General features: G+C 48.1%; 24 protein-coding genes, 1 tRNA gene and 1 pseudogene. 9 read left to right on the forward strand and 17 right to left on the reverse strand.

Annotated elements, in window-relative coordinates:
* Positions 1-20 precede the first annotated feature (20 nt).
* Positions 21-329: a hypothetical protein gene (locus tag B0I27_RS10280; protein WP_106293154.1), complete on the forward strand. Its 309-nt coding sequence runs from the start codon at positions 21-23 to the stop codon at positions 327-329.
* A 260-nt stretch (positions 330-589) separates the two neighbouring features.
* Here B0I27_RS10280 and B0I27_RS10285 read toward each other — a convergent pair whose 3' ends face one another.
* Genes B0I27_RS10285 through B0I27_RS10315 form a run of 7 tightly spaced genes read right to left on the reverse strand, consistent with a single transcriptional unit; the run spans position 590 to position 11603 of the window.
* A complete protein-coding gene (locus B0I27_RS10285; RefSeq protein ID WP_106293155.1) occupies positions 590-1852 on the reverse strand; it encodes a YeiH family protein in 1263 nt (420 codons plus the stop codon).
* Positions 1853-1879: 27 nt separating this feature from the next.
* Positions 1880-3334: a phytoene desaturase family protein gene (locus B0I27_RS10290; RefSeq protein WP_106293156.1), complete on the reverse strand. Its 1455-nt coding sequence runs from the start codon at positions 3332-3334 to the stop codon at positions 1880-1882.
* Between the two features lie 52 nt (positions 3335-3386).
* Positions 3387-4940 carry a hypothetical protein gene (locus B0I27_RS10295; RefSeq protein ID WP_245925480.1) on the reverse strand — a complete coding sequence of 518 codons (1554 nt, stop codon included), beginning with the start codon at positions 4938-4940 and terminating at the stop codon, positions 3387-3389.
* 18 nt (positions 4941-4958) lie between these two features.
* The gene (locus B0I27_RS10300; protein WP_106293157.1) at positions 4959-6305 is read right to left on the reverse strand and encodes a hypothetical protein; all 1347 of its coding nucleotides are present in this window, start codon (positions 6303-6305) and stop codon (positions 4959-4961) included.
* 11 nt (positions 6306-6316) lie between these two features.
* A complete protein-coding gene (locus B0I27_RS10305) occupies positions 6317-7183 on the reverse strand; it encodes a cyanophycinase (protein WP_106293158.1) in 867 nt (288 codons plus the stop codon).
* Positions 7184-7198: 15 nt separating this feature from the next.
* On the reverse strand, positions 7199-8542 hold the full coding sequence (locus B0I27_RS10310; protein WP_106293159.1) for a RagB/SusD family nutrient uptake outer membrane protein: 1344 nt from the start codon (positions 8540-8542) through the stop codon (positions 7199-7201).
* 13 nt (positions 8543-8555) lie between these two features.
* The gene (locus tag B0I27_RS10315) at positions 8556-11603 is read right to left on the reverse strand and encodes a SusC/RagA family TonB-linked outer membrane protein (RefSeq protein WP_106293160.1); all 3048 of its coding nucleotides are present in this window, start codon (positions 11601-11603) and stop codon (positions 8556-8558) included.
* A gap of 430 nt (positions 11604-12033) precedes the next feature.
* Between B0I27_RS10315 and B0I27_RS10320 the strand changes: the two genes are divergently transcribed.
* From B0I27_RS10320 to B0I27_RS10345, 6 genes are all read left to right on the forward strand, one after another.
* Positions 12034-12741: an NUDIX hydrolase gene (locus B0I27_RS10320; protein WP_106293161.1), complete on the forward strand. Its 708-nt coding sequence runs from the start codon at positions 12034-12036 to the stop codon at positions 12739-12741.
* Positions 12742-12812: 71 nt separating this feature from the next.
* Complete coding sequence (locus B0I27_RS10325) at positions 12813-14501, forward strand: ribulokinase (RefSeq protein ID WP_106293162.1); 1689 nt, start codon at positions 12813-12815, stop codon at positions 14499-14501.
* Between the two features lie 25 nt (positions 14502-14526).
* Positions 14527-15225 carry an L-ribulose-5-phosphate 4-epimerase gene (locus tag B0I27_RS10330; RefSeq protein WP_106293276.1) on the forward strand — a complete coding sequence of 233 codons (699 nt, stop codon included), beginning with the start codon at positions 14527-14529 and terminating at the stop codon, positions 15223-15225.
* 20 nt (positions 15226-15245) lie between these two features.
* Complete coding sequence (gene araA, locus B0I27_RS10335) at positions 15246-16736, forward strand: L-arabinose isomerase (RefSeq protein ID WP_106293163.1); 1491 nt, start codon at positions 15246-15248, stop codon at positions 16734-16736.
* A gap of 120 nt (positions 16737-16856) precedes the next feature.
* On the forward strand, positions 16857-17894 hold the full coding sequence (locus B0I27_RS10340) for an aldo/keto reductase (protein WP_245925481.1): 1038 nt from the start codon (positions 16857-16859) through the stop codon (positions 17892-17894).
* Between the two features lie 9 nt (positions 17895-17903).
* Positions 17904-18791, forward strand: a complete 888-nt coding sequence (locus tag B0I27_RS10345) for a helix-turn-helix domain-containing protein (RefSeq protein ID WP_106293164.1) — start codon at positions 17904-17906, stop codon at positions 18789-18791.
* 89 nt (positions 18792-18880) lie between these two features.
* Here B0I27_RS10345 and B0I27_RS10350 read toward each other — a convergent pair whose 3' ends face one another.
* The 4 genes from B0I27_RS10350 to surE are packed head-to-tail and all read right to left on the reverse strand — an operon-like array spanning position 18881 to position 21704.
* Positions 18881-19531, reverse strand: coding sequence for an HAD family hydrolase (locus B0I27_RS10350; RefSeq protein WP_106293165.1), 651 nt, complete (start codon positions 19529-19531; stop codon positions 18881-18883).
* Positions 19532-19557: 26 nt separating this feature from the next.
* Positions 19558-20664 carry a lipid-A-disaccharide synthase gene (gene lpxB / locus B0I27_RS10355; RefSeq protein WP_106293166.1) on the reverse strand — a complete coding sequence of 369 codons (1107 nt, stop codon included), beginning with the start codon at positions 20662-20664 and terminating at the stop codon, positions 19558-19560.
* A 10-nt stretch (positions 20665-20674) separates the two neighbouring features.
* Positions 20675-20935 carry a stationary phase survival protein SurE gene (locus B0I27_RS10360; protein WP_106293167.1) on the reverse strand — a complete coding sequence of 87 codons (261 nt, stop codon included), beginning with the start codon at positions 20933-20935 and terminating at the stop codon, positions 20675-20677.
* A complete protein-coding gene (surE, locus tag B0I27_RS10365) occupies positions 20928-21704 on the reverse strand; it encodes a 5'/3'-nucleotidase SurE (protein WP_106293168.1) in 777 nt (258 codons plus the stop codon). The genes B0I27_RS10360 and surE overlap by 8 nt, the downstream gene beginning before the upstream one ends.
* Positions 21705-21941: 237 nt before the next feature.
* Between surE and B0I27_RS10370 the strand changes: the two genes are divergently transcribed.
* Positions 21942-22014, forward strand: a tRNA-Lys gene (locus B0I27_RS10370).
* Positions 22015-22173: 159 nt separating this feature from the next.
* Here B0I27_RS10370 and B0I27_RS17905 read toward each other — a convergent pair.
* The 6 genes and pseudogenes from B0I27_RS17905 to B0I27_RS17390 all read right to left on the reverse strand — a co-directional run bounded on the left by B0I27_RS17905 (position 22174) and on the right by B0I27_RS17390 (position 24656).
* Positions 22174-22266, reverse strand: coding sequence for a transposase (locus tag B0I27_RS17905; RefSeq protein WP_219905011.1), 93 nt, complete (start codon positions 22264-22266; stop codon positions 22174-22176).
* A gap of 198 nt (positions 22267-22464) precedes the next feature.
* Positions 22465-23223: a HipA domain-containing protein gene (locus B0I27_RS10380; RefSeq protein ID WP_245925482.1), complete on the reverse strand. Its 759-nt coding sequence runs from the start codon at positions 23221-23223 to the stop codon at positions 22465-22467.
* 162 nt (positions 23224-23385) lie between these two features.
* Positions 23386-23721, reverse strand: a complete 336-nt coding sequence (locus tag B0I27_RS10385; protein WP_106293169.1) for a HipA N-terminal domain-containing protein — start codon at positions 23719-23721, stop codon at positions 23386-23388.
* A complete protein-coding gene (locus tag B0I27_RS10390; RefSeq protein WP_219905007.1) occupies positions 23705-23935 on the reverse strand; it encodes a helix-turn-helix transcriptional regulator in 231 nt (76 codons plus the stop codon). Before B0I27_RS10390 ends, B0I27_RS10385 begins: the two co-directional genes overlap by 17 nt.
* A 93-nt stretch (positions 23936-24028) precedes the next feature.
* Positions 24029-24202, reverse strand: a pseudogene (locus B0I27_RS17910) (nuclear transport factor 2 family protein); the annotation flags it as partial.
* 16 nt (positions 24203-24218) lie between these two features.
* Positions 24219-24656 carry a nuclear transport factor 2 family protein gene (locus B0I27_RS17390; RefSeq protein WP_146133116.1) on the reverse strand — a complete coding sequence of 146 codons (438 nt, stop codon included), beginning with the start codon at positions 24654-24656 and terminating at the stop codon, positions 24219-24221.
* Positions 24657-25001: 345 nt separating this feature from the next.
* Here B0I27_RS17390 and B0I27_RS10400 point away from each other — a divergent pair, with 345 nt between their 5' ends.
* Complete coding sequence (locus B0I27_RS10400) at positions 25002-25502, forward strand: GNAT family N-acetyltransferase (RefSeq protein ID WP_106293171.1); 501 nt, start codon at positions 25002-25004, stop codon at positions 25500-25502.
* Positions 25503-25632: the final 130 nt, after the last annotated feature.

Raw genomic sequence — 25632 nt, forward strand, 5'->3', positions numbered from 1 at the left:
CCGAAGAAAGACATTATCCTATGCATCTTATTGAACTATTCCTACCCCTTTACGATTCCCAGGGGAACAGATTTCCTGAAAAAATATTCGCAGATCTTAAGAATGAGCTGACCGAAAAGTTTGGCGGGCTAACTATTCACAGCAAGGCCCCCGCTACCGGACTGTGGAAACCGGCGAACGATAAGCCCGTTAAAGATACCATCGTCATCTATGAAATCATGACGGACAATATTGACGAGGATGACTGGCAACGCTGGAAGAAGCAGCTTCAGAACGATCTCGAACAGGATGAAATTATGATCCGCTCGACCCAGATCAGGCTGCTATAATCTCTTCCCTCGTTCTGGTAACTCCTTTATATGAAGCCCTATTAAACCGGTGTTGAGGGCGTGTTAAGTCCGACTTTAGCTAGCAGAAGTCGGACTTAACACGCCCTCAACACGGAAAAAACGGGGGTACATAGCAAAGGACATGGATCCGAAACAGAAGCCGTATAAAGCCGATACTTCAGGAAACTTTCGCTATAATCTTGGTGAATCAGGATTTATTTCGTCCCGGGAATCAAGCTCGACGAATGTCGCAACGGCCACTAGGAACCAAACAGCATAAAGGCAATCACAAGGGTAACCAGGATATTAAACAGCTGCGCGATGAGGAAAGCATAGAGCGGCTTCCTGCTGTCCTTATTAAACAAATCAGCGAAACGTGTTTCGAGCCCGATGCTGGTGAAAGCGAGCGCGAACCAGAGGCCTTGCAGACTTTTCAGGCTGCCTTTAATTTCCGCATTGACTTCCGTTGGAACGAAAAACGAGAAGATCAGGGAGGCACCTATAAAGCCGAGCACAAACTTCGGGAAGCGTTCCCAAATGACACCCAGGGTAGGTTTGGTATCCTCCCTGGTAGCGAGCGGATTGTTGGTATAAGTCCAGTAAATGGAGATAGCAAAAGCTGCGACACCCAGCAATACGTTCTGTGAGAATTTAACGATCGTACTGATTTCCAGCGCCCTATCGCCTACCAGGCTTCCGGAAGCAACTACAGCACCTGTAGTGTCTATACTGCCGCCCAGCCAGGCACCTGTAACTTCGTCGGGAAAATTGAAGTAACTGGCGATATAAGGCATGATGATCATCATGGGGATCGCCGTGATCAGCACCATCGAAATCACGTAAGAGAGTTTCTTTGAATCTCCCTTAATGGCACCCGAGGTAGCGATGGCAGCCGACACTCCACAGATGGAGACCGCACTGGAAATCATCATGGTCAGCTCGTTGTCGATTTTTAACTTCCGGCAAAGCCAGAAAGCGAAGTACCATACGGAGAGGACGACTACCAGTGCCTGTATCAGTCCCAGCGAACCGGCCTTCAGAATGTCCCCGAAAATAATTGTAGTACCCAGCAGAACGAGGCCTATTTTCACATAAAGTTCCGTGGATAGTGTGTCTTTGAACCATTGCGGCAGACGAAAAAAGTTACTGATGATCAGACCTATGGACAAACTAAAGATCACCGCTTCCAGATTCAGGTTCTTAACCTGCTGATTGCCTGCCAGAATAAGAGCTATCAGGGTGAGGAAATAGACGGAGGGAAAGGTGATCAACAGATTTTTGAGAGGCTTGGAGGTTAAGAAAGCTCCCATTATAGCAACTATCAAAACGGCAAGAAATTGCAGCGCTATGGATTGTAGATTCGAGGACGACAAGACCGCGTTGCTGAGCTCTGCGGAATTGCTCCAGCTGAAGGCTGGCGCTGGAACAACGATTCCAAGTATTGCCAAAATGATGATCAGAATTCCAAGTACGACCACGGTCCAGTCCTCGTGAAGAGAAAAGCGGGTATTAATCGATGACATAAAGCAGGTTTTATAAAGTGAAGTGTTTTAAATAGTTGGAGCTTCGAGGTTAAACATGTCTTTCAAGGCTTTTTTGGCGGCGTGGTAGCCGCACATACCGTGTACGCCACCACCAGGAGGCGTCGATGAAGAGCAGATATAGATACCCCTGGCCGAGGTGGTATAGGGCGATCGCCGAAGGACCGGCCGCGTAAACAGCTGCCTCACATCCTGGATACCGCCGTTAATGTCCCCGCCAATATAGTTGGGATTATAGGCTTCCATTTCCGAAGCATTCATGGTGTGTTTTGCCAGGATGCGATCTTTGAAGCCTGGAGCAAAACGCTCCACCTGATTCTCGATCGCGGCAGTCATATCGACGTTGGAACCATGCGGTACGTGGCAATACGCCCAGACCGTATGCTTGCCTTCGGGTGCCCTGCTGGGGTCGAAAAGACTTTGCTGGGCCATCAGTACGAAGGGTTTGTCTACAATTTTACCTTCATGGCTTCGCTTCTCTCCTGCCGCTATCTCTTCGATGGTATTGCCAAGATGAATCGTTCCGGCACGACGGCATTCCTCCGCTGTGAAAGGAACCGGACCATCCAGGGCCCAGTCGATCTTAAATACGCCCATGCCATAGCGATAGCGCTCCATCTGCCATTTGTAAATGGAGGAGAATTTGTGACCGGCGATCTTCAAAAGCTGCCTGGGGGTAACATCAAAGAGAACCGTACGGGCGCTGGGGAGTTGTTCCAGCGAGCTTACCTGAAAATCGGTCTGGATCTCTCCACCCAGCGAAAGGTAGTAGGAAGTCATGGCATTTGCGATGGCAACAGAACCACCCACAGGAATAGGCCACCCGCCGAGATGCCCGTTAGCCATCAGAACCAGTCCGATCGCGGAAGTGCTGAGGTTTGTAAGAGGCTGGATACTGTGTGCCGCCATGCCGCCCCAAAGTCCCCGCGCCTCCTTTTGCGAGAACATCTTCGCCAGGCTCCATGCAGAGGGCAGTGCCTTGATCCCAAAGCCGGCCATGGTAAAAGGCCTGGAGGGGAAATGAAGCGGACCCAGCGCGTCTTTGGCAATCAGCGGCCAGGCTTCGCAGACCGAGTTCATCAATCGGGTATAGGCCGGTCCGTCTTTTCCCAGGGTAGCGGCGGTCTTTTCAATAGACGTGTGAAGCGCTGCCGCGTGTCCCTCATCAAAGGGATGAGCCGCCGCCACTTCGGGAGTAACGAAGCTAAGCCCGTGATCAGCCAGCGGGATCGACCTGAAGAAGGGAGAACGGGCAGCCATCGGATGAACGGCAGAGCAGATATCGTGTAAGAATCCGGGTAAGGTGAGTTCAGCGGAGCGCATCCCTCCTCCTATCTCTGATTTCCCTTCAATTAAAAGGACAGATAAGCCCGATTGCCTGAGTGTAATCGCTGCTGCCAGGCCATTGGGACCGGCGCCTACCACTACTGCATCATAATCCCGGCTACTCGCTTTTTCTGTCATACTTTTGAATAAATTCGAGCTTCATCTCGTTTGCTAAATTATTGATTTTGTGCTAATATTTACCTGCTTCGAGTTTGCCTTCCGATAAGGCGTATTTGCGGTCGATCCGGTTCAGAACCATGTGGATTTTATTTTTGTTCTCATCAGCTCCTTCGAGGATAACCTTAGCGCCGTCGGTAGTAGAATAGCGTAGGATCATCCGGTTTCTTTTGGGATCCTTAGCTTTTTCGGCTGGAATTCCGCGGGTTCGTCTGCTTGTCAACGCCAGTGGCTCAATCTTCAGGTTTTCGTCGCCTATATTAGCGAGTGCCTCCTTCGGGATCCAGTTATCCACTTGTTTCGGCTTCTTAGCTTCGGAAGCAGCGGCAGGTTCCTGCCGCACCCTGGGAACATTCTTATCCTGCAGATAAAGTACCTTGTTTTCTGTGTCGGCTTCGTAATAGAAGACCCGCCTGCCCCCTGCTACACCGGTCAGTTCGAAAGTCCGGTTGATATCCCGCATCGGGGAACCGCCGCCATTGGAAAGGTCCAGCTTCACGGGTTTGTTAACGTTGTAGGTTAAGGTCGACCACTTTTCAAAAGTCACCTGCTGCCATCTTAAAGAATCATTCGGCGACTCTGGAATAAGCCTGTCATTGATCCTGAACTCTGCCACATGGTAAAGACCACGAAGCTCCTTCAGCCCGCTCATGGCCGGTTGCTTGTAGGGATCGTAGAGGAAGTTGAGCGTTTGCACATAGAACAGCAAGCCCAGGAAGACAGCAATAACCAGCGTCTTCAGTCCGATGCGCAGATACTTCTGCCAGGGCTGTGCGAAATAAGGATAGTAGTTTCGCGGAATAGTAAGGCGCTCGAGGATCAGCAGATTGTAAAGCTTCGGTATATCGTGGATGATCAGGAAGGCGCCGTAAAGCGCAAAGTACGAACTGTAGACATGCACGCCGCCATCATAGGCGAAGTTCACGTAGACGATATCGCCCAGGGCGCCGAAAAGCAGAATAGCACCCAGCAGGGTGGTCTTCCGAAAGAACAGCATCATTCCGGCGGCGACTTCAACGACGCCGGCGAACACTTGATACCAGGGAACAATACCGATGGAAAGCCAATAGATTTTTTGCAGGGTCAGGTCGCTGAAATCGGTATTGAGCAATCCGACCGAAGGGTAAGGCATCTGCACAGGAAGCAGCTTGGTAAAACCAAAGCCGATGATCCCGATGCCTGCCCGATACCTCACGATCACTCTTAACCAGTAATTTAACTTGGTGTATTCTTTACGTTGTTTATCAAACAGATACCAAATAACGGAACCGATAATAGAAACACCCAGGATAACCAACCATTCCCCATATCCATAGAGGATTCTTCCCGCTCCACGCAGAAAAGCAGGCTGAAAGCGGGCGATATCGTAGAGGTCGCGGTAATGCACACTCGTCCAGTCGATGCCGAAAAAGCCTTTGTACCAGCTGGCTGATCCGGGGATGGACATGATGATAAAAAAGATAAAGGCTACCCGGAAGAGAAAGATCTGATACGGCTTCCAGGCCTTCTCAGTTGCAAGAACCGGCTTTCGCTGTTCCGGTGTGCTGATGTCTGTGTTTGTTTGCATCTTCTTGTTGATTTGGACCTATAATTCGAGTGCTTTACCTCTACCCTGCTTGGCAGCCTCTTCAAAGAGGTACTTCTTGTCTTTCTTATTCAGGACTACATAAATCGCTTCCGTCCGGCTGTTGCGACCAGAAAGAATAATCTGGCGATCATTGGGGCGGGTAAAATTCATCTCGATTTTGTCGTCGGGGTAATTTTTATTTTTGTTTTGCAGGCGAAGGACGTTGCGGACAGCGTCAATCTCGTACGAATAGTAATGCCTTCCTGCGGCTCCGGAAATCTCATAAAGCCGTTCGTTGTCGGCTACACGGATCGTCTCTATGTTTGTCGAGTCGAGGATTACGGGACGGTTGGAACGAATGCTGAGGGTAGCCCATTTTTCAAAGACCACGTCTTTCCATCGGAGGCTATCGACAGCCGAATAAGGAATCACGCTGTCATTGAGCCGAAACTCCGCAACTTCATAGATCCCACTTGCATCAGGCAACCCAGCCGTCTTGGGGTATTGATAGGGATCTGTCCGGAATCCCCTTTGAGTAGCGAAACCATAAATCAACAGAAAAATCAACACGAACGCAGATTTCAATGCCAGGCGGATGCTCTTCTGATTTCCTTGAAAACGAGGCTTGAATACATTTGGAGCAGTTGGTCTTTCGAGCCCAAACAAGGTGTAAAGTCTGAGCGCATCATAAGCAAGGATAAAAAGCGCGATAGCAATCAGGTAAAACGCGTACACGTACTCGCCCCCTTCGTACGCCAGGTTTGCCAGGAATACATTCCCGGTATAAACAATCACCAGGAATGCACCGATGGTGGCCGTCTGCCTGTATAACAGCAGCAGTCCCGCGAGGATTTCCACCCAGCCCAGGAAGGATTCGTAGCCCGGTACGATCCCCAGGGTCATGGAGAAGATTTTCCAGGCACTCAGGTCGCCGTAGTTGGTATTGAGATTGCTGAGCGATGGGAAAGGTGACTGCATCGGGTAGACCTTGATAAAGCCGTAACCGATTACCGCAAGAGCAAGCCGGTAGCGCAGGATCACCCGCAGCCAGTAATACAGGGCGTGGTATTCCTTGCGGCTCTTGTCCAGCGCGCTCCATATTGCCGTCCCCGACAGCGCTATCACCGCAATAACTGCCCAGTTCAAAAACGATTCTTGCCCGGTGTAAAAGTGCGGTGCGTAGCGTGAGATGTTGAAGATATATCCATAGAGCGGATAATCGTCTTCAGCGTTTAACAGCTCAGCATAGAACCCCGGATCGAGAGGCAGGACCTGTAGGAGGAAGTAAATGAAAAAGAAACGAAAGAGTACTTTTTCGTAAGACTTCCAGGGCGATAGCGCTTCGGCGGATTTTAGAGTCGTCATCTCTTTAAGATTTATTTGCTTACCAGGGTGTTTGTTTTTGTCTCGGTGGCGATTACCTTGCGGTTTTTCAGGTCGTACTTTTGTCCCCGGCCCAGAAAAATGAAGGGTGCGGGACTATCCAGTTTACTGCGTTCATAAACAGCGGCGTAAGACGTTCCGAGCACTTCGAAGCTATCTTTCTGCACCATAATTGCGGTGCTTTCGTCTATACCGATCCCCAAAAGTTCAGGTTTGCTGCGGATGACTTCAATCAGGTCAAACTGGCGGTTCCTTTTAAGGATATGCTGGTCGATGGCCACATTATGAATGAAATCCAGGCCTTGCAGATGATCACCTACCAGGATGGAGTTCCCCTTCGTGTCGCCACGCAACAGGAAGGAACCCTGAATGGTGGCCCCGGCAGAAGTTCCGGCGATAACGCCACCGCGGTTCAATAAGTTCTTCAGCTCGCGGTGTGTACGGGTGTTGAGTATCGCGTCTGCGATCTTCCACTGACGGCCGCCGACAAACCAGATGCCGGTTGCCTTTTTGATCGGCGCGGCGAATTGCTCCGTTTCAGCCACTTTTGGATCCCGGGTATGAAGGATGGATACGGTCTGGACGCCCAGCGACTCCAGCAGTTCCTTCTCTTTGAAGATGCCCCGGTTGATGGTGGAATCGTCGCCCGCCGTGGGGATAATAATGATATTGGCAGACTCGCCCCCGGCCAGCTCAATGAACCTGGACCAGATCTCCGGTCCGACTTTTCCACCACCGACGATCAGGAGAGCGCCCTTTTCCGGGCCGACTGTCTGTACAGCCGGGGTCTTCTGACTAAAGCCCGTTTGGGCAGCAAGCAACAGGAGCGTTGCGAGCAATAATCTTTTCGTAGTCTTCATTGTCGTTATTTCTTATTAGTAGTCGTTGTTTTGAATAATGGCGTTGTTTGCTACAATCTCCGCGGTAGGAATTGGAAAGAGATACTTGTTCGGATTGGTAATTCCGAGAACCTCGCCAGCCTTGCCGGTCCGCACCAGGTCAAACCAGCGGTCCGCCTCAAATGCGAACTCCAGCCGCCTTTCCTGTGCCAGAGCATTCAGAATCGCCGTTTTATCTGTTGTGATGAGAGCAGCCAGACCAGCGCGGTCGCGCACCGCATTGAGGTCGCTCAGCGCAGCACCGAGGTTATTCTGCTGCGCCCGTGCTTCCGCACGGATCAGGTAGAGCTCCGCAGTACGGATAAGGTATGCAGGATCGGTGCCCGTTGGAGAACGGTAGTAGAGCTTGCCGTACCAGAGGTTGCCGGGGGCAGCAGTTTGTCCGAGGAGTTCCTTACGTCCACCACCCGTTTCCGCACTCGTTAAGAGCGTTACCAGCTGAGGAGTAGGCGACCATTCCCTCCGGCCACCAAGAGCAGGAGGCAGCCACCAGTTACTGTGGTTATTCGTAGCAGAAATTGTATAAGAAAGCTCAAAAACAGATTCCGAAGTACCAACCGCATTGCTGGCAAAGAAGGCAGCATAGGGTTTCAAAAGCGAATAGTTAGCCTTATCATTGATCACTTTGGTGGCATACGATTCCGCCTGCTCCCACTCCGAGCGGTACAGGTGATAGCGCGAGCGCAGCGCCCAAACGGTTTTGCGGGTGGCCCTCTGGCGATTGGTCGTCTCCGGCAGCAGGCTTTCCGCCAGCTCCAGGTCTTTTAGTACCTGAGCATAAGTCTCCGCCAGGGTACTCTTTTCGACGTTCGCGTTCTCGCTCGACTCACGAGTAGGCGTCAGGATGATGGGCACTCCGCCCCAGCCGCGCGCCAGATCGAAATACGCCAAAGAACGAATAAAGTAGGCCTGCCCCAGGACCTCATTCCTCTGCGTCTCGGTAAACAGAGGGTCCACAACCTGGGGCACTGCCTGGATGATGTAATTTGCAGAGAGGATCGTCTGATAGATGGCCGTCCAGGCTGAACCTACATAGCCGTTATCCGCAGTAAGGCGATGAAGGACGACCTCCTGAGGAGCCGACTGGGAGCCCGACCACTGAACATCTCCGCCGGAAAGGTAAGAGAGCGCAGGAAAGTTAGAACCATAATAGCTGTTCGCACTCAGGCGGTTATAAAGACCGTTAAGCGCCGTAGTAGCAGAGGAGGCGTTGGTGATCGCCTTGGACTCATCGACCTGCAGTTGCGGGTCGACTTCCAGAAAATTCTCGCAGGACGTAAACAGAAGCAAGAAAGGAAATATATAGGCTAAGCGTTTCATTGTAGCTATTAATTTAAAGTGTGACATTAAGACCCAGTTGAACAGTACGCGGAACAGGCGGGGTACCGAGATCATAACCCTGAACCAGCGGGTTGGAAGTCACATTGATCTCCGGATCCGGACCGCTATACTTCGTCCACAGTGCCAGATTCGTTCCCGTTACATAGACACGGATGGTGGATGCCTTAACCTTGCGGCTTAAATCCTTTGGCAAGGTATAACCCAGATTGACAATACTCAGGCGCAGGAAAGATCCATCCTCTACAAAGCGGCTGCTCGGACTTAGCGTGTAGTTTGTTCCCTGGGTTGTTAGGCGGGGCACGTCTGTAATATCGCCCGGCTTCTGCCAGCGGTTGAGCTGGTTCTTATTAATGGCGCGGCGGTCGTCGCGGGTACCACCCGATTCCAGGAAGAAGCGGTTGTTGTTATAGATCTTATTTCCGTAGGAGAAGTTGAAAAAGACAGACAAATCAATGCCCTTAAAGGAGAAAGCGTTATTCAACCCTCCAAACAATTTAGGAGAGGCATTACCAATCACCTGCTTATCCGCAACGGTAAGCTGACCATCCTGGTTCAGGTCTTCATATACCGCATCACCCGTCTGAGGATCGACATACAGTTGCTTGTAGACAAAGAACGAATACAGGGGATAGCCTTCGATCATGCGGATGGTGTTGTACGATGCATCGATAGGGGTTGGCAGCTTTTCAATCTTATTGACATTTCGGCCCAGATTCAGGTTGGTTTGCCATTTGAAATGCTCAGCAGCGATGTTGGTGCTGTTGATGCTCAACTCAATTCCCTTGTTGCTGATCTCACCGGTATTTTTAGTGATGGAAGAAAATCCGGTACTCGGTGCCAGGGGATCGTTCAGGAGAAGGTCTTCCGTGTACTTGTGGTAAACGTTGAATTCGATACCCAGTCGGTCTTTAAAGAGACCCAGGTCGATACCCAGGTTCGTCTGACGGGTAGACTCCCAACCCAGGTTGGCATTAGCCAGCTGAACCGGGATAGATCCCGGATTGTCGAGGTAGTTATACCCACCCTGCCAAAGACCAAGGGCAGCATAATTATCGATACCGTTCTGGTTACCGGTCAAGCCTATACTGGCGCGGATCTTCAGATCGCTGATGGTCTGAGAGTTGAGCAGGAAAGACTCCTCCTTTACACGCCAGGACAGACCTGCGGAAGGGAAATATCCCCATTTCTTATCCGCACCGAAGCGGGATGAGCCGTCGGCACGAAGGCTCGCCTCCAGGAAGTATTTCCCTGCATAGTTGTAGTCTATTCTAGAAAAAAATGAGGAAAGCTTGTTTTCCGCCAGGTTAGAGGAAGAGGTGGTAGTCGCAGCTGAGGCAATCTGCTTCAGATCGTCAGACGGGAAGTTGGTACCCTGCGCAAAAGTCTGCCTGGCCGTATTTCCCTGAATAGAATTTCCGAGTAGTACACCAATGGTATGATTCTCGTTGAAGGTATTGCGATAGGTCAAAGTCTGCTCACTGCTCCAGATCAGGTTCTGGCTAATGCTGGAGGCAGCCAGACCCTTGTTGGCGCTACCTCGGTTGGTGAGGGAATTCCAGTATTCAAACTCATCGTAGTTATTGTAATCGAGACTCCAGCTGCTGCGTAATTTCAGGCCTTTTGCAATCTCTGCCTCTCCGTATATATTACCCATATAACGGCTGCTGACCGACTGCATATCCGTGTTATCAATCAGGACATCGAGGTTATCAAAACCAGCCCATTTCGCATACGTGCCATCGGCATTAAACTTAGGGAGGTAAGTGGGCGTATGAAGACCCGCCTGAAGGATTCCCCCCTGAGGGCCATCCCCTACACGGGCATTTGCGCGTTGAGATCTGGCCAGGGTATTGCTGGTTCCGACCTTCAGAAAAGAATTGATGGTCTGGTCCAGGTTGATCTTAAAACTGGCACGACTGTAGTCGTTGGTCTTGAGCGTCGCGTCCTGGGAGGCATATCCCCCACCGATATAATAGCGGGTTTTATCATTACCACCCGATACGGAAAGATCATAGTTCTGCAGGCGACCTGTGCGGAAGACATCATTCAGGCGATCGTAGGTCTGCTGCTCCTCCGGAAGACCGCGTCCCCCTTCAGAAACCGGACGAAAGGGACGGGTAGCGAAAGGCTTTCCGTCATTTGTCCAGGTTTCGTTGATAATGGTCGCATGTTCCGGACCAGTCAGCAGATCCCAAAGTTCAGGCGCCCATGAGGCACCCTGGTATGTGTTCAGGGAGATCTTCGGCCTTGAATTATAAGTACCCCTCTTTGTTGTGATGAGTACCACACCATTCGCTGCCCTGGCTCCGTAGATCGCAGTCGCTTCTGCATCCTTCAGGATCGAAATCGATTCGATATCAGCAGGATTGATATCCGCGAGAGGATTGTTAGCCTGTCCCTGGGTCGTGATCTTTTGAAGCGACTGGTTATTGATAAACACCCCGTCTATGATATAGAGCGGGTCGCTGCTCGCGTTGATAGACGTCGTTCCGCGGATTCGGAAGAACAGTCCGTCGCCCGGAACACCGGTATTAGAGCCGACCTGCACACCCGCCGCCCTGCCCTGGATCTGCTGATCAAAGCTCGCAGAAGGCTGGTTAGCGATTTCAGAAGTCTTGATAGTAGATACAGCACCGATAACAGAACGCTTGCTCTGCGTGCCGTAGCCGACTACGACCACTTCGTTGAGGGTTTTGATATCCTCCTTCAGGAGCACTTCGATGGGGCTGCCGTTAGCGGTGATCTCCCTCTTCTCGTATCCGATATAGCTGACGATGATATTATAGGGAAATTTCTGTCCCGTTATAAACTGAAAGCGCCCTTTTGAATCAGTGTACGACGAGTGGGTCGTACCTTTTAACTGAATGGACACCCCGATAAGCGGTTCCCTGGTCTTCGCGTCCAGTATGGTACCTTCCAGGGTCGAGTTGATGAGGGGTTTTGGGTTATCCTGAGATTTTAGCAGTACGGGTGTGGACAGGGCGAGTAACAATGCGCATAGAAACCTGACCGAATAGGGACTTCGGGTATTAAATTTCATACCTTTGAATGTTTTTATTAATGAGAAATCGATTGATAAGAACAGGATAAAATCAGTGGCAATTGGCGTTACTTTCTGGTTTTATCTGCATGAAGCCGGGAGATCTACTCTCCTGGCTTTATTTATTTCCTACCCTCAACAACACATTCGCGCATTCCCTGCATGGCGTACATTTTGATTTTTCGTGGTCTGATGAGACTGAGAATTCTGCGTCTTCATTTTCTTTTCAGTAGTTTGAGTTGAGAAGTGTTTGATTTTTGTTACGACAAATATAGGGGAAAATATATAAGTACATAATTAATCTATAGATTTAGTAGACTTATTTTTTAACGGGAAATGTTAATTTGACATTAATTGCATCCGCAGCAGTAAAATCTCTTATCTTTCGCTCCTATTTAACCAATAACAGATTTATCGAAAAAACCTATACATGAACAGGTATTCCAAGCAAGCCCGTCTCCTTATCGCTATTGACTGCATTATATTTGGATTCGACGGAGAGAATCTGAAACTGCTGCTGATCCACCGCGCCTTTGAGCCAGAGATGGGAAAATGGAGCGTAGTGGGAGGATTTCTTCAGCCGGACGAGAGTCCGGAAAACGCCGCAGCCCGCATCCTGAAGCAGCTGACCGGACTGGAAGGCGTCTACATGGAGCAGCTGGAAGCATTTGGGAACCCCTCCAGGGATCCTATCGAGCGGGTCATCAGCCTCACCTACTTCGCCCTTATTGACATCAATAAATATACCGAGCAGCTAAGCGAAGAATACCGCCCCGAGTGGTTTTTATTAAAAGAGCGGCCGGAGCTGATCTTCGACCATAATGAAATGGTAGAAGCGGCGCTGAAGAAACTGCGTTATAAAGCCGCGCTGCATCCTGTGCTGTTTGAGTTGCTGCCGGAGAAATTCACATTACCGCAATTGCAGGCGCTCTACACGGCTGTTTACGATGCCCAGTTCGACAAGCGGAATTTCAGCAGGAAAGTCTTATCCGCAGAGCTTTTAGTAAAACAGACGGAAAAAGACAAAGAAGGCTCGAAGAAGGGCGCCTTTTATTATATGCTCGATAAAACGCAGTACAAGGACAAACTGCAGACCTTTGTAAACTTTGTACCGACACCCGATAATTTTCTTTTATAAAAGTCGTACTTATTGAAGAGTAATTTCTATTTTTGATGCTATTAAGTGTTAATTAGACACGAATACCAATTATGTCTTCAGAAAAATTTGTTATTGGAGTAGATTACGGGACGGACTCGGTACGCTCAGTAATCGTAAACGCGAACAGCGGAGAGGAATTAGCTGCCTCAGTATTTTATTATCCTCAATGGAAAAAAGGTGCATTCTGCGATCCTGAGAAGAATCAGTTCCGCCAGCATCCCGAAGATTACGTTGCAGGTTTGGAAAGCACGATCAAGGAATGTCTGGAGAAGGCAGGTCCAGAAGTTGCTGCGCAAGTGAAAGCCATCTCTGTGGACACAACAGGATCAACACCCGTTGCAGTAAACAAAGAAGGAACTCCCTTAGCCCTGTTGCCTGAATTCAAGGACAACCCGAACGCGATGTTCGTGCTTTGGAAAGACCACACGGCTGTAAAAGAAGCTGCGGAGATCAATGAGCATGCGACGAAGTTTGATATCAACTACCTGAAATATGTAGGTGGAATCTATTCGTCAGAGTGGTTCTGGTCGAAGTTGCTGCGCATCCTTCGTGCGGATGAAACCGTCCGTGAAGCTTGCTATACCTGGGTTGAGCATTGCGACTGGATTCCGTTCCTGTTAACAGGCGGAAACAATGTCGATGAGATCAAGCGCAGCGTATGTTCAGCAGGACATAAATCACTGTGGAATGCAGAGTTCGGTGGATTCCCGCCGGAAGAGTTCTTCGTTTCCCTTGATCCATTATTAAAAGGATTCCCTTCCAGACTCTCCAGCAAAACATATACATCAGCAGAGAAGGCCGGTGTTATCAGTGCCGAATGGGCAGAGCGCCTTGGACTGAATAACGACGTTGTAATCGGGATCGGTGCGTTTGACGCGCATATGGGTGCGGTAGGCGGACAGATTGAGCCCTACTACCTGAGCAAGGTAATGGGAACATCAACCTGTGATATGCTCGTTGCCCCTGCTAACGAAGTAGAAGGCATTCTGGTAGACGGAATATGCGGACAAGTAGACGGATCTATCATCCCGGGAATGATCGGTATGGAAGCCGGACAATCTGCTTTCGGAGATGCTTACGCATGGTTTAAGAACGTACTTATTGGTCCGTTTAAACAACTGGCAGCTCAGTCTTCTGTCATTGACGCAGAAACTGCAGCACGCCTTGTAGAAGAAGTTGAAGGAAAGATTATCCCTGAACTTAGCAAGCAGGCAGCATTGCTACCAGTAGAAGAATTCGGCGAGTATGCTATCGAGTGGTTAAACGGCAGACGTACCCCAGACGCGAACCAGGCTTTAAAAGGTGCGTTCCTTGGACTTGACCTGGGAAGTGACGCCGTGAAGATGTTCCGTTCCCTGGTAGAGTCGACCTGTTTCGGTGCCAAGAAGATCGTAGACCGTTTCAATGAGCAGGGCGTCCCAGTAAAAGGACTTATCGGTTTAGGCGGCGTTGCAAAGAAATCACCATTTATCATGCAGATGATGGCCGACGTGATGAACATGCCTATCCGTATCCATAAGTCAGAGCAAACCTGCGCAATAGGTGCAGCCATGTTCGCCGCTACGGCAGCAGGCATCTACCCACGTGTGGAAGACGCCATGGCAGCAATGGGTCAGGGTTTCGACGCGGAATACCATCCGAACCCGGAGCGGGTAGCTATCTACGCGAAACGCTACGCACATTATTCAGAAGCCGGACACGCGATTGAAGGTTTATTATCCGAAGAAGTACACGCTTAAACCTGTTTTAGCACAGATATACAAGATGAGTAAATACGATCACATCAAACAAGCTGCATACGAAGCCAATATGCAGTTACCCAAACTGGGACTGGTACTCTTTACCTTCGGGAATGTAAGTGCCGTAGACAGGGAATTAGGCGTATTCGCCATTAAACCCAGCGGCGTTCCTTACGAAGATCTGACACCAGAAAAAATGGTCATCGTTGACCTGGACGGTAATACAGTAGAAGGCGACCTTCGCCCCTCTTCTGATACGCTGACCCACGCGGTGTTATACAAGCACTGGACGGAAATAGGCGGAATCGTACATACCCATTCCACTTACGGAACCGCCTGGGCACAGAGCCAGCGCGACATCCCGATTTTCGGAACCACGCATGCAGATCATAATACCGTAGATATCCCTTGCGCACCACCGATGGAAGATGCGATGATTGAAGGAAACTACGAGTATGAGACCGGTTTCCAGATCATGAACTGCTTTAAAGACAAGGGACTTGACTACAAAGAAGTAGAAATGGTATTGGTGGGTAACCATGCCCCTTTCACCTGGGGAAAAGACGCTGCAAAAGCCGTTTACAACAGTGCGGTTCTGGAAACAGTAGCACAGATGGCTTATTTAACAGAGCAGATCAGTCCCGTTGCCCCCCGACTGAAAGATTCCATCATTAAGAAGCATTACGACCGCAAGCACGGAGCAAACGCCTATTACGGACAATAACAATATCCCGATAAAACATTATGTTAGATTTAAAAAAATTCGAAGTCTGGTTTGTAACCGGCAGCCAGGATCTCTACGGAGAAGATACCCTAAAGCAAGTAGCGGCACACTCTGAAGAGATTGCCAAATCATTGAACGGCGCTTCACAGATTCCTGTGCAGGTGGTATTCAAACCTACTGTAAAAAGTACAGACGAGATCTATCAGATCTGTCAGCAGGCCAACGTAGCAGAGAACTGTATTGGTATCATCACCTGGATGCATACCTTCTCCCCTGCCAAGATGTGGATCAACGGATTGAAGATCCTTCGCAAGCCATTATTGCACCTGCACACCCAGTTCAACCGTGACATTCCATGGAGCACCATCGACATGGATTTCATGAACCTGAACCAGAGTGCACACGGAGACCGTGAGTTTGGATTCATCGTGTCCCGTTTACGCATGGAGCGCAAAGTGGTTGTAGGCCATTGGAAAGACGAAGAAGTACTGGATCAGATCAATGCGTGGAGCCGTGCGGCTGCAGGTTGGTACGACTGGCAAGGTGCGAAGTTCTGCCGTTTCGGTGATAACATGCGTTTTGTAGCGGTAACCGACGGAGATAAAGTTGAAGCAGAGTTAAAATTTGGTTTCTCTGTGAACACCTATGGTATCGGTGACTTAGTTGCCGTGATCAACCAGGTGAGCGACGGAGAAGTAGATAAATTAACTGCAGAATACGCAGAGCGTTATGCCGTGGTAGAAGCTTTGAGAAAAGGCGGAGCACAGCATTCATCACTGCGTGATGCAGCGAAGATCGAGATCGGTATGCGTCAGTTCCTTACAGACGGAGGTTTCAAAGGATTCTCTGATACATTCGAAGATCTTCATGGAATGAAACAACTTCCAGGAATCGCTTCACAGCGTCTGATGGCTGACGGATTTGGATTCGCAGGAGAAGGCGACTGGAAGACAGCAGCTTTGGTACGTGCGATGAAGGTTATGGGTAGCGGACTGAAAGGCGGAAACGCGTTCATGGAAGACTATACTTACCACTTTGATCCGTCTAATCCATTGGTATTGGGTTCACACATGCTGGAGATCTGCGAGTCTATCGCTGACGGCAAGCCATCTTGTGAGATCCACCCATTAGGAATTGGTGGTAAAGAAGACCCGGTTCGTTTGGTATTCAACGTTGCAGCAGGACCAGCTCTTAATGCATCTATCGTTGATATGGGTAACCGTTTCCGTATGTTGGTGAACGAAGTAGAGGCAGTAGCTCCAGAGCATGACCTTCCGAAGCTTCCGGTAGCACGAGTATTGTGGAAGCCATATCCGGACATGAAGACAGGCCTAGCGGCATGGATCCTTGCAGGTGGTGCACACCATACCGGATACAGCCAGAACTTAACTTCTGAGCACATGCAGGATTTCGCTGAAATGGCGGATATCGAGTTTGTGAAGATTGGTAAGGAGACTAACTTGTACCAGTTCAAGAACGAACTGCGTTGGAGTGAGGTTGCTTACAAATAGGCTGATATTTAGCTTAGTTTAATAAAGAAAGGGCTTTATTGTGATTCGGTGTGAACCAATCATGATAAAGCCCTTTTCTATTTTCCTTGATTTGCTTACAAGCTTCAGGGGTTTGCATACATGCTCGCGCTCTGGCTTACCGACCTTTGGAATATGGAAATAAAACAAATCGCATTGGGCAGTCAAGGTTTGATTGTGCCGGTAATTGGTCTGGGCTGTATGGGCATGACCGGTTTTGAAGAAGGACATATGTATGGTCCGGCGGATGAGCAGGAAGCCATCGCGACGATTCAGCGCTCGCTCGAGCTAGGTGGTAACTTTCTAGACACAGCCGATCTGTACGGACCGCTGAAGAACGAGCAATTGATCGCTAAAGCCATCAAAGGTAAACGCGATCAGTATATTTTAGCGACCAAGTTTGGTTGGGAGATCAATGATCAGAATAAGGTTACCTGGGCCATTAATGGGAAGAAAGATTATGTAAAAAAATCTTTAGAGCGTTCACTCAAAAATTTGAATACCGATTACATTGATCTCTATTACCTGCATCGCCTGGATAAAAACACGCCGATAGACGAAACCGTTGAGGCAATGGCTGAGCTGGTTCAAGAAGGCAAAGTGGGTTATATCGGTTTGTCGGAAGTTTCGTCTGAAACGGTTAAACGAGCACATGCTGTGCACCCGATCACAGCTGTGCAAAGCGAATATTCGTTATTCGAGCGGACAGTGGAAGAACGTGGGGTTCTAGCCACCTTAAAAGAATTAGGTATTGGCTTCGTTGCCTACTCACCGTTAGGGCGTGGATTTCTTTCCGGACAGATTAAAAGCATTGATGATCTGCCTGAGAACGATTTCCGCCGAGGAATACCGCGTTTCCAAGGAGAACAGTTCGAGAAGAATATGGAACTGGTAAAAGCTATAGAAGCTATGGCTGAAGCGAAGCAAGTCACCTCATCGCAGCTGGCTTTGGCATGGATAATAAGCAAAGGCATTCTGCCGATCCCGGGAACGAAGCGCCGGAAGTATCTGGAGCAAAACATTGCGGCTACCACTATTGTACTCACAGAGAGGGATCTATCACAACTTGAAAGCATTGTGCCATTAGGTACCGATACGGGCGCGCCTTATGATGAATTTAGTATGGGCTTAATTGATTAAATTAGCTCTATGAACGCCATTAACTCCATATCGGAATTTCACCGTCTGCTGTCTTTAGCCGAACCGCGCCACCCGCTGGTGAGTGTGATCAATCTGGCAGAAAGTGTTTTTTTAGAAGATGAGATCTGGAAAGGTTTCGTTAACCGTTTCTATTGCGTGGCGCTAAAACGCGATGCCAAGGGCAAGATCAAGTACGGACAGCAGCATTATGATTATGATAAAGGAGTCTTGAGTTTTACCGCCCCTAATCAAGTGCAACAACTGGATCTGCAGAATATGGAATGCGGATCGGGCTATCTCCTGATTTTCCACCCGGACTTCCTTTTGCAGCATAATCTGGCGAACAGCATTCACCAATACGGCTTCTTCGACTACGCCGTTAACGAAGCATTACACCTATCTGCCGAAGAAGAAGAAGACCTGATCACGATTCTCCATAGAGTTGACAAGGAGTGCCAGCATATCGACAAGCATACCCAAGAGATCATTCTCACGCAAATAGAAAGCCTGCTCAAATACTCCAACCGATTTTATGAGCGCCAGTTTTTGACTAGAAAGAACAACAACTCGGCACTGCTAAGCCGGTTCGAGCAGCTGGTGGACGACTATTTCAAAAACGACGTACCAGGTTTACTCACGGTGCAATATCTTGCTGAGAAGATGAACTTGTCTCCAAACTACCTAAGTGACCTGCTTCGCGTGCATACCGGACAAAACACCCAGCAGCATATTCATGAAAAACTAATCGCAAAAGCCAAAGAGAAACTTTCCACGACCAGTCTTTCGGTCAGTGAGATTGCCTATGCCCTGGGCTTCGAGCACACGCAGTCCTTCAGCACACTGTTTAAAAAGAAGACGAATTTATCACCATTGGAGTTTCGTCAGTCTTTTAACTGATAGGAGAAACAGACCTTTAGAGGAGATCAAGGCCGATACCGCCCCTTAAATGAGCGACCGCCTATCAGCCAGCGACGAACGGCCTCTGTTTATATCAGCTCCAGAATGTAGGGGTCGTTAAAGTCTTCGATAAACTTCAGGATGTTGGGTAAGCCTTCAAATTCATGCTCTTCATGCATGGTGGTGATGACGATGGCTTTCATCCCTCCCTTTAGCGCCGCTTCGACACCCTTGGGGTTATCTTCGAAAACGATGCAGTCTTCAGGCTTTACGTTGAGCAGCTGTGCAGCCTTTACGAAGGTTTCCGGATCGGGTTTGCTGTAAACGACATCATCAGCACTGACCGTAACCGGGAAATAGTGACGGAGGTTGAGATTATCCAATACAAAGTCGATATTAAAAGGGATAGCCGCAGAGCCGATGGCCATTTTGATGCCTTGCTGATGGGCTTTTTCCAATAGGTTTCGGAGTCCGTCGATGAGCTTTAAATGAGGCTTGAAGGCAGACTGGTAGCGTCTCTCCTTTTCCCTGGACAGTTCATCCATTCTTTCCTGAGTAAAGTGGCCTTTGCCAAACACCCGCTCTAAGAGTTCGGAGTTTTTACCATACATCTGAAGTTTGGTTTCTTCCATGGAGATCTCCTTGCCCAGGTCCTCCGTGAGGATGCCGTGCCAGGCTCTGTTGTGGAAGTCCATATCATCTATCATCGTACCGTTCAGGTCGAACAAAAATGCTTTCATATTCTTATTTTGTTTTTTGGGAAGCTTTATTGAAGCTCCTTTTGTATCAGTTCGGCGGTTCTCTTCGAAGCGCCGGGCTCTCCCATCTTGTCAGACAGTTCCTGGTAATCCTGCAGCATTTTGCCACGGTAGGTTTTGTCGTGGAGAAGAGCGTTTAACTCTTTCATGATCTTCGTGGGGTGACAATCCTCCTGGATCAGCTCTTTCACCACCTCACGATCCATGATCAGGTTCACCAGAGAGATGAAGCGGATCTTGATGACCAACCTGGCTATGGCGATGGAAATCTTGTTTCCCTTGTAGACCACAATCTGCGGAACATGGAACAAGGCCGTTTCGAGAGTAGCCGTACCGGAGGTAACGATTGCCGCTTCAGCGTTTCTGAGCAGATCATACGTTTGGCCGAATACCACCTTCAGTTTCTGGCTGCCCATCAGGTTGTCGTAATATTCCTGCTTGAAGGTTGGAGCACCGGCGATGACAAACTCGTAATCGGGGAAATGTTCCACCACATCCAGCATATCCCGTAAGATAGAAGAAACCTCCTGGCGGCGGCTTCCCGGTAGCAGGGCAACGATCTTTTTATCGCCAAGTTGGTTGTGACCACGGAAGTTGTCGTTCGGTATGCTGGACGCAATTTCATCCAGGAGTGGATTTCCGACGTAGTCGACCTCCATTCCCCAGGAGCGGAAGAACTCGACTTCGAAGGGCAGGATACAGTAGAGATGATCCACTACCTTTTTGATCTTAAGCACGCGCTTCTGGTTCCATGCCCAGACTTTGGGAGAAATATAGTAGAACACCTTGATGCCGTTCGCTTTGGCGAACTCGGCGATCTTCAGGTTAAAGCCGGGGAAATCGATCAGGATGAGGGCATCCGGTCTGTTCTTTAGCAGATCCTGCTTCACCATTTTGATATTGCGCAGGACGGTCCGCAGGTTCATCACCACTTCAACAAAGCCCATAAAGGCCATGTCGCTGTAATGCTTCACGATATGTCCGCCTTCAGCCAGCATCAGATCACCGCCCAGGAAACGGAAGTTTGCCTGAGGATCGCTCTGTTTGATCGCCTTCATCAGATTAGCTCCGTGCAGGTCGCCCGAGGCCTCTCCTGAAATAAGATAGTAGTTCATTGGAATGCTGTTATTGGCGTACCTTGTACATAAAGAACACAAAGGCACAGATAAATGTTGAAGCAACGATTCCTCTGGCAGTGTTCTCGCTATTGCTTTTGAAGAAGTAGCGGACCAGGAAAAGGTTGATCGCCACACAACCGATGTAGAGCAGGTCATCCTTTTCCAGAATTCTGATGTTCTTTTTCAGCACCTCTACGATTACATAGGCAATGCCGGGGAAAATAAGTCCTACGGCAAGTCCCAGCCAGATGTTGTCTTTCTTAAACATCAAGCTGCCAGTTATTTAAAATAGGGATCGCATGGTGAGCCGTGAAATCGAACTGTACAGGGACTATCGATGCATAATCGTTGTTTAATGCCCAGACATCGGTGTCTTCACCCTTATCGTTTAGCTGGAAGACGCCCGTTAACCAGTAGTAGTTACGTTTATGCGGATCTTTACGTTCATCGAATTCTTCGGCCCATTTCGCGTTCGCCTGACGGCATATCTTCAGACCTTTGATCTTTTCTACTCTCGGGAAGTTGACGTTCAGCAGGGTGCCTAAAGGCAATCCGTGTTCGAGGACTTGCTGTGCGACTACCTTGATAAAGGGAACGCATTTGGAGAAGTCTGCGTCGTAAGAGAAGTCATCATAAGAGAAGCCGACTGAAGGGATGCTTTCGATAGCACCTTCCATGGCTGCTGACATGGTTCCTGAATAGATCACGTTGATGGAGTGATTTAGTCCGTGGTTGATACCGGAAACGCAGAGGTCTGGTTTCTTACCCTGGAAAACTTTGTTTACAGCGAGTTTTACGCAGTCTACGGGAGTTCCGGAGCATTTATACATTTCTACATCAGGATAGATGTGCGTGCGGTCTAAACGAAGGGGTTTTGCTATAGTTATGGCGTGTCCGGTTGCCGACTGAGGGCTATCAGGAGCTACGACCACTACCCTACCGAGTCCTTTCATGGCGTCAATCAGTACTTTTATGCCTGGAGCATCGATACCGTCGTCATTGACCACCAATATGGTTGGAGTTGCTTTCTTTGTCATCCTTGCGAAATTACGAAATGGATTATAAAGTAAAGAGCGGATGTAGTTGTAGATGACTGATTGATGGGTTTACTGGCTTGGCAGTGTGATTTTTTGGGACTGATTTTGAAGAGCTTATACTAAAGTGACGAAAAAAGAGTTGTAAATAGTTGCACTGAAAGGCTTGTAGGCGTATCTTTGCGTCACTTTAACGGAAACGAGGTAGGCAGAAATGCTGAAACGAAGAAGAAAAAGTAAGATTCCGTAGCTCAGCTGGTAGAGCATTACACTTTTAATGTAGTGGTCCTGGGTTCGAATCCCAGCGGGATCACAAAAAGGCGCTCAAAAGGCGCCTTTTTGCGTTTTGTTCGGATCAATCCGTAAAGTTGTGGACTAAGCGTATATTTTGGATCAAGTCAAAAACTTGTGGACTAAGATTCTTTTCAAGCATAAAGTTGTGTAAGGCGGTACAAGAAAAACTCGGTGCATCCTACTCTTCTAAACTGGTTCTGAATGCTTTTATTTTGGCATTGAACGACTCTGCTGAGGCATTGGTAGATCTAGTATTGAAGTAGTTTAGGATTGTTTGTTAGTGGTATTGAATGGATCTTGAGATCATATTGAAGGACTTAAAGCCTGATTGTCTTACAGACTCATGCAATTTGGCAAGCCTTGCCAGACCATAAAGCTTGTCGTGGGTTTTCTCAAAGATGTTGCTCAGGCCAAGACTTAAGCTGTAAGCCTGTTTAAGATTAGGGCATTTTCAAACAAGAGATCTGATTTAAATCAGCTTTGTAAGCTTTTGCTGCCATATTCTCTTGTACTCTTCCTTATAGGGATCCGACAGGAAGGATCTGTCAATCAAATCTTTCACCTTTTCAGTACTAACTGTGTATTTCTGCATTATGCGCTCAAAAACTATCTCGCGTATACCCAACACCTCTGAGAGTTTCTGAAAGTCATCGCGATTGATATTCTTCTTCCTCCCATTCAACAACAAAGCCATATCCTCTTTATCGGCCGGGTTTATCAGATTGCTATTAATGAGATCATATGCAGGGCTAAGTACAATTTGACCGTCTTGATGCAGCACGGCAAAGTTTTTCATATGCATATCGTTATTACCGCTTAAAAATGAAAACACCAGAAGTTCAAAGTAACTCAGGACGTCCAGGCCTTTATTAGTACAGTATTTGAGGATCAGCTTTCCACAGCGCTCATAAGTGCTCATGTATTTCTGCTCCGTCTGGAACTCTCCGAGCTGACAAAGATCTTCCATGTGTATCTTCAGATCACCTTGACGGTCAAAACGTTTTACGAGATATACCAGCTGACCTGCTGTCGTAGGGATGAGACAATGTGCGCTTGTATGTATTTTGAATACTGAAGCCAGATGCATGGTGAGATCTTCCGTTTCAGGCATCTGAGGAATCTCGGCATGCTGGGGCTTTAAGATGTAGGCACCCCATAGGCCTACAATGGTTAAACGTTCGCTTTGCCCCGGAACCCTGTCTAAATTAACCGAAAGTTTGGGCTGCACTCCAGTTATGGAGATACGTTATTGATAGTCTCTTTTGCAAGTTCCTCCAATAACTCCTTATTCAGCTCAAGAACGGGAAGGCTGTCTGTACCAAAGAATTTCTTACAGCAACTTTTGTGATAATGCTGCCCTTGAGGTACCTGTCGATAGCAGAAGTAGCATCTATTCATCTGCATCCTCCCCATCTGGCACAACTGTTACTGCCCCGAGCGTATCCCTGCAAAGGGTGACCAGCAGTTCGAAACGATCTGTTTCTTTGAGATTCAGGTTTTGCCTTGCAATATTCAACAACCATCCTTTTGGTATGAGGCCATCAAAAAAAGGGAACAAGATCCGGCTGGTATAAGAATATTCTAAAAGCGGTAGTGTCAGGCTCACCGGTCTGGCTTCTGCTTCTCGCAGATAAGCTTTCTCATATGAAAACCGGTATCCGGCCTCATATCTCTCCAGATATCCCGCCAGGCGGTTTCGATAAAAGATCTTAGCTTTCTGTGTCATAATTTTGTTCAAGATCAGTTATGCCCACCTGCTTTCCAAAAAGTTCCAGCACCTGGTTTACTTTATCGAGACGCAGGGTTGTTTTGCCCCTTTCGAGCTCCCTAAGGAAACGAAGACCTACACCAGACTTAAATGCGAGCTCTTCCTGAGAGAACTTTAGACTTTTTCTCTTCGCGCGAACATATGCCGCCAACGGATTAATATTTGTACCCATTCGGGTATAAATATAATAAATTTTTGCATTTCATACCCTAACGGGTACAAGACAAAGATGTATCAGGTAAATATACCCGATAGGGTATAGCACTCAACAAGGTACGCTGCTTGCGCTTATGACTCTCCAGTCGCTGTTGAATAGCTTCCAGACTCTGGTAAATTTAACGCGGCTTTCAAATGGTTGGTTCAGATAATTGCCGCTGATCGCTTTGGTGACCACGACCACGCAGGTATCCCCAACTATGTGCAACTGCTGCTCTGAGGTAACTAGTTCGTCATCTTTAAATCACCGCTGATATAAGGGGCCAAATCTTCCTTTTGGAAAGCACCATTCCCGTGTGATTAACAAATATCAGCTCATCGTGAAGCAACTGATCCAGTAGTTTTATATCACTGTTTAAGATGGCTGCAATTAGTTTTGCTTCAAGGTCTAGAATTTGGCTCTCCATAGCTGTTTGTGTCCAGCATTCAATCTTGTAAAGATATAAAAATGAATTCTTAAAACACATACAACAATGACCGGATCTTTGGGCAGCCGATCCTCGTATGAATTGTATCTTCGAACACCAGCTCCAGCGATGAATTGGCAGAACAGGTGAAGGACGTTTCAAACCCTTGGAGGGGTGTTGCAGAAACCGGTTAAAACCACAGGAGCGTTCCTTCGACTGGGCAGCTGCAATAGAATCAGCTTTTTCTGACAGCGACGCAGTTTGTCTCATGCAGAAACTTAATAATACAGCCACAGATAAGGTTAGTATTTTCAAGGCGTAAGGGTTAATTTGAAATTGGAAGTAATATTAATGAAATTCTGGAGATGTCCGTAGCTCAAGAACCGGTCTCTTTGAAGAGTTCCCTGCGAAAGGCTAGATCTAAAGATAATGGAACGTCAATGGGCACAATACAAGCCGAAGCGTCAACCGCGGATACTCATATCTACCGCAGCTCGCCATCAATTCTTGAAGTTTTGGCTATGGAGCTATTATTTTTTCATGACCGCTAAAGTATCCGTATAACAGCGAGAACAGTGTAATCTCTATATTTGATATTTGCAATTGCTATCCTTTATGGCCGACAATTCTCTTTTCATATCGAAGTACACTCCTAATGATTTTCACGCTTACCATTCTTTGGTGATGGATGACGATGTTATGAGATACATTTCCGGAACAGGGCTGTCCGAAGAAGATGCGCAAGCCAAATTCAACTCTATCTTGAGCATCAATGCTCAGCAAGGATCACTTGGATATTTTAAAGTTTATAACCACCAAAATACGTTCATCGGCGACTGTAAATTAGAAAGATCAAAAGACTCCTGTCCTGCTCTTGAAATTGGCTACATTCTTAAAAAGGATTTCTGGGGCCAGGGTTATGGAACGGAAATCTGCACACGCTTACTAGCCCTGGCTCACCAGGTAGCTCCCACCCTGGATGTGGTCGCCATTATTGATCCGGAGAACACGGCTTCAAAGAAGCTACTTAAAAAATGTGGGTTCAGGAGCTTTTTCATTGGAGTAGAGAATGGGTTGGCTACCGAGAAACTTATCCATAGTAAAATTTCGAAGTAGATACATTCTGTTTGTTATATTTGAGATCTAACCTTATAGCCGTATTATGAACTTATTTTGGCTAAACCATCCGGTTTTGCTTATGGGATTACCAGTTCTGGTTCAGATAGTCGCCACATGTTCGCTGTCG

Source organism: Arcticibacter pallidicorallinus, from assembly GCF_003002875.1.
GTDB lineage: Bacteria > Bacteroidota > Bacteroidia > Sphingobacteriales > Sphingobacteriaceae > Arcticibacter > Arcticibacter pallidicorallinus.

Bases quoted from the DNA above. Each gene is read 5' to 3' on its own strand.
- B0I27_RS10280 (WP_106293154.1), top strand. From the start codon at position 21: ATGCATCTTATTGAACTATTCCTACCCCTTTACGATTCCCAGGGGAAC.
- B0I27_RS10285 (WP_106293155.1), bottom strand. From the start codon at position 1,852: ATGTCATCGATTAATACCCGCTTTTCTCTTCACGAGGACTGGACCGTG.
- B0I27_RS10290 (WP_106293156.1), bottom strand. From the start codon at position 3,334: ATGACAGAAAAAGCGAGTAGCCGGGATTATGATGCAGTAGTGGTAGGC.
- B0I27_RS10295 (WP_245925480.1), bottom strand. From the start codon at position 4,940: ATGCAAACAAACACAGACATCAGCACACCGGAACAGCGAAAGCCGGTT.
- B0I27_RS10300 (WP_106293157.1), bottom strand. From the start codon at position 6,305: ATGACGACTCTAAAATCCGCCGAAGCGCTATCGCCCTGGAAGTCTTAC.
- B0I27_RS10305 (WP_106293158.1), bottom strand. From the start codon at position 7,183: ATGAAGACTACGAAAAGATTATTGCTCGCAACGCTCCTGTTGCTTGCT.
- B0I27_RS10310 (WP_106293159.1), bottom strand. From the start codon at position 8,542: ATGAAACGCTTAGCCTATATATTTCCTTTCTTGCTTCTGTTTACGTCC.
- B0I27_RS10315 (WP_106293160.1), bottom strand. From the start codon at position 11,603: ATGAAATTTAATACCCGAAGTCCCTATTCGGTCAGGTTTCTATGCGCA.
- B0I27_RS10320 (WP_106293161.1), top strand. From the start codon at position 12,034: ATGAACAGGTATTCCAAGCAAGCCCGTCTCCTTATCGCTATTGACTGC.
- B0I27_RS10325 (WP_106293162.1), top strand. From the start codon at position 12,813: ATGTCTTCAGAAAAATTTGTTATTGGAGTAGATTACGGGACGGACTCG.
- B0I27_RS10330 (WP_106293276.1), top strand. From the start codon at position 14,527: ATGAGTAAATACGATCACATCAAACAAGCTGCATACGAAGCCAATATG.
- araA (WP_106293163.1), top strand. From the start codon at position 15,246: ATGTTAGATTTAAAAAAATTCGAAGTCTGGTTTGTAACCGGCAGCCAG.
- B0I27_RS10340 (WP_245925481.1), top strand. From the start codon at position 16,857: ATGCTCGCGCTCTGGCTTACCGACCTTTGGAATATGGAAATAAAACAA.
- B0I27_RS10345 (WP_106293164.1), top strand. From the start codon at position 17,904: ATGAACGCCATTAACTCCATATCGGAATTTCACCGTCTGCTGTCTTTA.
- B0I27_RS10350 (WP_106293165.1), bottom strand. From the start codon at position 19,531: ATGAAAGCATTTTTGTTCGACCTGAACGGTACGATGATAGATGATATG.
- lpxB (WP_106293166.1), bottom strand. From the start codon at position 20,664: ATGAACTACTATCTTATTTCAGGAGAGGCCTCGGGCGACCTGCACGGA.
- B0I27_RS10360 (WP_106293167.1), bottom strand. From the start codon at position 20,935: ATGTTTAAGAAAGACAACATCTGGCTGGGACTTGCCGTAGGACTTATT.
- surE (WP_106293168.1), bottom strand. From the start codon at position 21,704: ATGACAAAGAAAGCAACTCCAACCATATTGGTGGTCAATGACGACGGT.
- B0I27_RS10385 (WP_106293169.1), bottom strand. From the start codon at position 23,721: ATGACACAGAAAGCTAAGATCTTTTATCGAAACCGCCTGGCGGGATAT.
- B0I27_RS10390 (WP_219905007.1), bottom strand. From the start codon at position 23,935: ATGGGTACAAATATTAATCCGTTGGCGGCATATGTTCGCGCGAAGAGA.
- B0I27_RS17390 (WP_146133116.1), bottom strand. From the start codon at position 24,656: ATGAGACAAACTGCGTCGCTGTCAGAAAAAGCTGATTCTATTGCAGCT.
- B0I27_RS10400 (WP_106293171.1), top strand. From the start codon at position 25,002: ATGGCCGACAATTCTCTTTTCATATCGAAGTACACTCCTAATGATTTT.